Below are 6,464 nucleotides of genomic sequence, written 5' to 3' on the forward strand. Positions count from 1 at the left end.
GCCGACGAGCCGACCGGCAACCTCGACTCCCGCACGGGGCGTGAGGTGCTCGCCCTTCTCGCGCGGGCCAGCCGTGAGCACGGGCAGTCGATCGCCATGGTGACGCACGACCCGGTCGCCGCCTCGCACGCCGACCGCGTGATCTTCCTCGGCGACGGTCGAGTGACGGCCGATGTACCCCGTCAGAGCGCCGAGGCGATCTCGGCGTTCATGCTGTCTCAGGAGGTCGGGGCGTGACCGCGGTCGCCGGCCCGGTCCCGGGTGTGCGGCGCACACCCCAGCCGCGCGAACGCGGGATGGGCGCTTCGATACTGGTCGCAGCGATCTCGAGTGCATTCGGGACACTCCTCATCGCAACGACGGGTTTCATCGGCGCCTGGCTCCTGTCCGACCCCTACCTCGCCGGAGGAGAGACGGTGACGGCGGTGGTGGCCATCCTCAGCACGCTCCTCATCGCGGTGGCGATGTACGTGGCGGCGGTCGTCACCACCAATACCTTCGCGACGGTCGTCGCCGGCCGCACCCGGCAGATCGCGCTCGTGCGCCTCATCGGCGCCTCCGCACGGTCGGAGCGCCGCCGCGTCGCACGGCAGGGACTCGTCGTCGGCATCATCGGAGCGGTCATCGGGGTGATCAGCGGCACGGCGGCGGCCGCCCTGTTGCTCGAGGGCGCGCGCATCGCGTGGTCCCTCGATGTCGACTATCCCCTCCTTCAGCCCGCCCTCCTCGCTCCCCCCGTCATCGTGGCCCTCACGACGTGGGCGTCGGCATGGGTTGGATCGCGTCGCGTGCTGGATGTCAGCCCCCTCGAAGCCATTTCCGGAGCGGTCGAGCGCAACACCCGCGAAGCGGCGAGCGGGCGCGCCCGTCGCGTCACGGCCGCGACGCTGTTCGTCGGCGGAACCCTCGTCCTCGCGGCCGGAGTAGCGGTGGGTCTGATGTCGCCACTCGGTGTCGTCATCGCCTTCCTGGGCGGCATCCTGTCCTTCACCGGGCTCATCCTGGGGGCGTCGATGATCATGCCGCTCGTGCTTCGCACGACCGGCCGCCTGTTCGGACCGTCGGCGGAGGCACGACTCGCCGCACAGAATGCGCTGCGCTACCCGGAGCGTTCGAGTCGCACCGCGATCGGCGTGGTCATCGGCGTCACTCTCGTGACGATGTTCGCCGTCGCCGCACAGTCGGCGCGCGAGTTGCTCATCCGCTCGGGAGGCGGCGAACCACCGCAGCAGTTGTTGTCGCTCATGGACACCTTCGCCGCCATCATGACCGCCCTGGTCGCCGTATCAGCCGCGATCGCCGCCGTCGGTCTCGTCAACCTCCTGACGATCGGTGTCATTCAGCGTCGCCGTGAACTTGGGCTGCTGCGAACGCTCGGATTCTCCAAGCCGCAGATCCGGCGGATGGTTCTCCTGGAGGCGGTCCACCTGATCGTCACCTCGGTGACCCTGGGGCTTCTCCTCGGCGTGCTCTACGGATGGGCCGGCGCCCAAGCGCTTCTCGGCTCCGTCGGCGTGCCGCCGGCGTTCACCTCACCCACCTTCGTCGCCCCGGCCGTGCCCTGGCTGACCGTCGCGTTGGTGGTGGCGTCCACCGCCATCCTGACGGTGGCGGCGTCCGTCGCCCCCACTCGTCTCGCCACGGCGGCGATGCCCATGCAGGCACTCGCCGACGACTGAGACGCGGACGTCCTCACGCCCCGCTCTGCGCCCAGCCGCCGGGAGCGGCGATGTTGAACATCCAGGCCACGCCCCACGGGTCCGTGAGCTCGCCGTACAGATCTCCCCACACCTGCTTCTCCAGGGGCTGGACGACCTCGGACCCTCGCTCGACGAATCGGTCGTAGAAACCCGAGACGCGGTCGAGCTCGTCGCTCATGAACGCGGCGTGCACACGGGTGCTCCCCCACCCCTCGGCGGGTTCCCCGAAGGCATCCGCCCCCATGACCGTGAATCCCTCGGCGCGGAGCTCCGAGTGCATCACGCCGTCGGCGGGGGCGTCGGGAATGCCGAAGTCGGCGAACGTCGCGATCGTCAGCTCACCCCCGAAGACCGACTGATAGAAGGTCATCGCCTCGCGGGCGTGACCGTCGAACGAGATGTAGACGACGAGCGAGGTGGGCATGGCGGCATCCTTCTGGAGAGCGACGAGACGTGCTCACCGTAGACCTCGAGCGGCGACCGGCGGAAGAGCGCGGGACTCCCGACCGCGGGGTGACACCGCGCCCAGGGTTGCCACCAGGAGCACGACGGATGCCACGGCGAAGACGCCCGCGTAGCCCCACGGTTCGACGAGCCCGCCGAGGGCCGCGGCCCCCGCTCCTTGCCCCGCGACGAGCACGACGAACAGCAGCGCGGTACCCGCGGCCGGGCGTTCGGCGTCGATGTCGCCGGTCCAGCCGATGAGCGCTCCCGTCGCCGCGGTATAGGACCACCCGAAGACGACACACGCCCCGAGCGCGGCGAGGAACGACTCGGCGACGAGAGGGAGGGAGACCGTCGCGACCGCGGCGAGGACACCCGTCAGCACCCAGACACGTCGAGGCCCCCATCCGACGGTGCGCGACGACGTGAACGCGACGACAGCACCCCCGGCTCCCAGGGCGATCCACGCGACGACGGAGGAGGCGGCATCCATCCCGGCGTCGACGAGCGCGATACGGCCGAACGTCCAGACGGCGGCCGATCCCGCTCCCAACGCCAGCGCCGCCGCGATCGGTCGCGCGTGCGCGAGGAACCATCGCCCGGGCGGCACGGCGGGGCGTCCTCGCGGCGGCACGTGCGACCGCGAGGTCAGCAGCACGCCCACACCGGCGACGACCGCGACAACCGCCGCCACCGCCCACACGATGCGCCAGCCCGGCAGCAGCGCGAGCGCGAGGAGCCCCGCGGCGACGAGACCCGGGCCCGTTCCGGAATTGGCGACGTCCTGGAACGCTGGTCGCGACGAGGTGCCGGGGTGCGAACGGAGCACGCCGACCACACCCGGCGAGGCGAAGCCGGCACCGGCGGATCCCACGGCCGCTGCCACCGCGAAGACGACCGCGTCGGTGGCCAGGGCCATCCCGGCGGCGCCGAGCGCGGCAGAACCCGCCGCCGTGGCCACGAGCACCCGTGGTGCCCCTGCGGCGAAGAATCCGACGAGGGCACCGACGACGTAGAGAGCCGACCCGCCGGCCGAGATCGCCCCGGCCACGTCGGCGCTGAAGCCCAGCTCGCTCTGGATGTCCGGGAGGAGAAGGCCAAACGCCAGACGCACGAGGCCGTAGGTCGCGGCGATGAGCATCAGCGCGAACGCCACGACACCGGGCACTCCAAACAAAAACGGTCGTTTCACTTTTGCGAGTCTAGGGTGCTGGAATGGGCTTGCGCACCAGCACCACGACGAAACTGCTCGATGCGGCCGACGAACTGTTCTTCACCCGGGGTGTCGCCGCCACCCCCATCGATGCCGTTCTGGAACGCGCGGGAGTCTCCGCCGCCACGATGTATCGCGGCTTCCCGAGCAAGGACGCGCTCGTCGCCTCCGCGCTCGATCGGCGCCACGACGACTGGCTCGCCGTGTGGGACGACGCCGCCACCACCGCGCCGACGGCGAAGGCGGCGCTGCTGTCCGTGTTCGACGCCCTCGATGCGTTCCGAGCCCGGCCGGAAGGCGCCCGGTGGTGCGCCTTCCTCGGAACCGCGGCGGAGTACGCCGAGCCGCCCTCCGCCATCGCCGAGGCGTTGCACCGGGAGACGGCGACCTACCTCGAACGTCTCACCGGTCTTGCCGGCGCCGCGGGCGCGAGAGACCCCGACGCGCTGGCGCGACAGCTGCTACTGGTCGTCTCCGGAGACCTCGCCATGCGACTGCGCGACCCCCAGGCGACGAGTCGCACGGCGCGCGACATCGCCGGGGCGCTGGTCGACGGGGCGACTCGAGGCACATAGGAGACCCAAAGCGAGGGTGAGGATGCCGTGAGTGTTCGCGGCCGATGCTGAGGTCGTCCCTGAAACGACCGGCATCCAGGAGCCCCTCATGACCCGCATCCCCGAACCCGATCACACCCCCCGCGGCCTCGCATACGAGGGCCGCCTGCTCGACCGCCCCGACGACGAGGTCGTCGACCAGGGCGCATCCTTCGACATGCGCACCCTCGTCAGCCGCCGGGGCGTCCTCGGCATCGTCGGGCTCGGTGCCGGAGCGGTCGTGCTGGCCGCGTGCGCGCCACAGCCCGCGGCCTCCACAGCCACCCCTTCCGCCAGGGCCGCGGCATCGGCGACGCCCACCGCCACGGCCACGGCCACGGCGGCCGCCGCGGCGTACGCCACCGACGAGGTCCCCCAGGAGACGAACGGCCCCTACCCCGCCGACGGCACCAACGGCGTGGACGTGCTCAACCAGTCCGGAATCGTACGCAGCGACATCCGCTCGAGTCTCGATGGCGGCGCGACCGCGGAGGGCGTGCCGTTGACCTTCACCTTCACGCTCAGCGACCTCGCGAACGGCAACTCCGCCTACGCGGGGGCGGCCGTGTACGTATGGCACTGCGACGCGGCGGGCCTCTACTCGATGTACTCCGACGCGGTGGCCGACGAAACCTACCTGCGTGGCATCCAGGTCTCCGATGCGCAGGGGCGGGTGACGTTCACCACCATCGTTCCCGGATGCTACGCCGGGCGATGGACCCACATCCACTTCGAGGTGTATCCGGATGCCGCCTCGGCGACGAATGTCTCGAACCAGATCGCAACCTCCCAGGTGGCGTTCCCGCAGGACATGCTCGACGCCGTCTACGCGAGCGACCTCTACCCCGATTCGGCACGAAATCTCGCCCAGATCGGCGGCCTCGACAACGACAACGTGTTCTCGGACGGCTATGAACTGGAGATGGGCACCTTCACCGGCGACCCGTCGAGCGGGTACGTCGGAAACCTGTCGGTCGCGATCGACGCCACGACGACGGCGACCGCCGCCTCGCCCGGCGGCGGATCGCGTCCTTGACCCACCCGCCCTCACCGAAGGAGACCGCAGGCAGCAGAACCCGACGGGCTGGGACGCCTTCGTCGTGGGCGCGCTTCACGCCCCCGCGAGCGAGCAGAGCCGGCTCGCCGGCGCGGCGAGGACGGCGTCGATCTCACGGCGCAGCTGCGCGCCGACCACTTCCGGGGTGAATCGGGCGGCGGCACGCCGGGCCCGTTCGGACGTCTGATCCCACCGCTGATCGTCGTCCAAGAGCGACAGGATCGCTGCCGAGAGGCGGGACACGTCGCCCGGGGGGACCAGGATGCCGCCATCGCCGATGACTTCCGCGGGCCCGTATCGCACGTCGAACGAGACGACGGGGATGCCCGCCGACAGGGCCTCGATGATCGCCAGCCCCTGTCCCTCGAAGTCACTGGTCGAGAGGAACACGCGACTCCTCTCCATCGCCGCGCGCACATCGGCAGCGTGGCCGCGGAGTCGAACGGCTCCCTCCAGCCCCCGCTCCCGAATCATCGCGGCCAGCCGCTCACGCAGGGGCCCCTGCCCGTACACATCCAACCGGGCGTTCGGCCGCTGCCGGATGACCGCCTCCCAGGCGAGCACGGCGAGATCGACGCGCTTCTGCTCTACGAGTCGACACGCCATGACGACGGTGTCCCGGGCGCTGCGCGCGGTCGTTCGCGCGGGGCGCCGCGGCACGATCGCCGAGGGGACGGAAGCGAACCGCACGTGGTGCGGGAACCTTTCGTCGACCTCGGCGGCTTGCGCGACGGTCGGCCACACCACCAGGTCGAAACAGTCCAGGCTCTCCAGCCACCGCCGCCAGCCCTCGTCCCGCACGGGGGCCGCGCGGCTGAACGGGCGCGCGAGGTGCGAATTGTGAACCGTGTGCACGATGCGCACGCGGGGGTCGACCCACTCACCGAGCGTCTCGCCGATCTGACGGGACTCGCAGAACACGACGAGACGCCGGTCCTGGTCGCCCGCGGCAGAGCGGAGGCTGACGGCGACATGGCCGAGCCACGCGACGTACAGCGCCGCGAATCCCGGGAGAACCATGTCACCCTGGTCGCTGTGGACCACCACGTTCGCGTTCGTCAGGTGCCAGGGCGACCCGTCGGTGATCACGGGCAGCGACACCACCAACGCGCCGCGCTCGTCGCGCAGCTCCCGATACGTCACGCCCGGCGTGCGCCCACCCGGAAGGGCTCGAGCGCGAAGCCATCCCTGATCCCGCAGCGCTTCGTCGAACAGGTTGCGCATGGTGAAGGACCCTCGAGAGACGCCTGCGGCACTCGCGTGCGCGACTGCTCTCTCGAGGTCGCGCAGCGTTGCAACATCCAGGGTCAGCAGCACCGGGCTCCGGACACCGGCCCGCTTCAGCGCCAGCAGGCGCGAGAGCACCGCGATGGCGTAGCCGCCGTCGAGATGCGGGGCGTATCGACTGGTCAGGACGACCACGTCGGCATCATCGAGAAGTGCTGACACGGGGGGGG

General features: G+C 70.9%; 6 protein-coding genes and 1 pseudogene. 4 read left to right on the top strand and 3 right to left on the bottom strand.

Going from position 1 to position 6,464, the window contains the following annotated elements; all coding sequences use genetic code 11:
- Positions 1–237, top strand: a pseudogene (locus tag D8Y23_RS15820) (ABC transporter ATP-binding protein); the annotation flags it as partial.
- Positions 234–1,679 (top strand): ABC transporter permease, encoded by a 1,446-nt coding sequence (locus D8Y23_RS15825; RefSeq protein ID WP_240663932.1) that lies wholly within the window; start codon positions 234–236, stop codon positions 1,677–1,679. The pseudogene D8Y23_RS15820 and the gene D8Y23_RS15825, both read left to right, overlap by 4 nt.
- A gap of 13 nt (positions 1,680–1,692) precedes the next feature.
- On the opposite strand, the gene D8Y23_RS15830 is transcribed toward D8Y23_RS15825, so the two are convergent.
- Entirely contained in the window at positions 1,693–2,124 is a 432-nt protein-coding gene (locus D8Y23_RS15830; RefSeq protein WP_128219011.1) for a VOC family protein, read from the bottom strand.
- Between the two features lie 33 nt (positions 2,125–2,157).
- Positions 2,158–3,336: an MFS transporter gene (locus D8Y23_RS15835; protein ID WP_128219012.1), complete on the bottom strand. Its 1,179-nt coding sequence runs from the start codon at positions 3,334–3,336 to the stop codon at positions 2,158–2,160.
- Between the two features lie 23 nt (positions 3,337–3,359).
- Here D8Y23_RS15835 and D8Y23_RS15840 point away from each other — a divergent pair, with 23 nt between their 5' ends.
- Entirely contained in the window at positions 3,360–3,932 is a 573-nt protein-coding gene (locus tag D8Y23_RS15840) for a TetR/AcrR family transcriptional regulator (protein ID WP_128219013.1), read from the top strand.
- An 88-nt stretch (positions 3,933–4,020) separates the two neighbouring features.
- Positions 4,021–4,986: an intradiol ring-cleavage dioxygenase gene (locus tag D8Y23_RS15845; RefSeq protein ID WP_128219016.1), complete on the top strand. Its 966-nt coding sequence runs from the start codon at positions 4,021–4,023 to the stop codon at positions 4,984–4,986.
- Between the two features lie 75 nt (positions 4,987–5,061).
- Here the strand turns inward: D8Y23_RS15845 and D8Y23_RS15850 are convergent.
- Positions 5,062–6,464, bottom strand: a 1,403-nt coding sequence (locus D8Y23_RS15850; RefSeq protein WP_205797334.1) for a glycosyltransferase, incomplete at its 5' end; no start/stop codon positions are given.

The sequence above is a fragment of the Microbacterium enclense genome, from assembly GCF_004022425.1.
Classification (GTDB): domain Bacteria; phylum Actinomycetota; class Actinomycetes; order Actinomycetales; family Microbacteriaceae; genus Microbacterium; species Microbacterium enclense_A.

Coding starts and splice junctions, on each gene's coding strand:
- D8Y23_RS15845 (WP_128219016.1), top strand. CDS start 4,021: ATGACCCGCATCCCCGAACCCGATCACACCCCCCGCGGCCTCGCATAC.
- D8Y23_RS15840 (WP_128219013.1), top strand. CDS start 3,360: ATGGGCTTGCGCACCAGCACCACGACGAAACTGCTCGATGCGGCCGAC.
- D8Y23_RS15830 (WP_128219011.1), bottom strand. CDS start 2,124: ATGCCCACCTCGCTCGTCGTCTACATCTCGTTCGACGGTCACGCCCGC.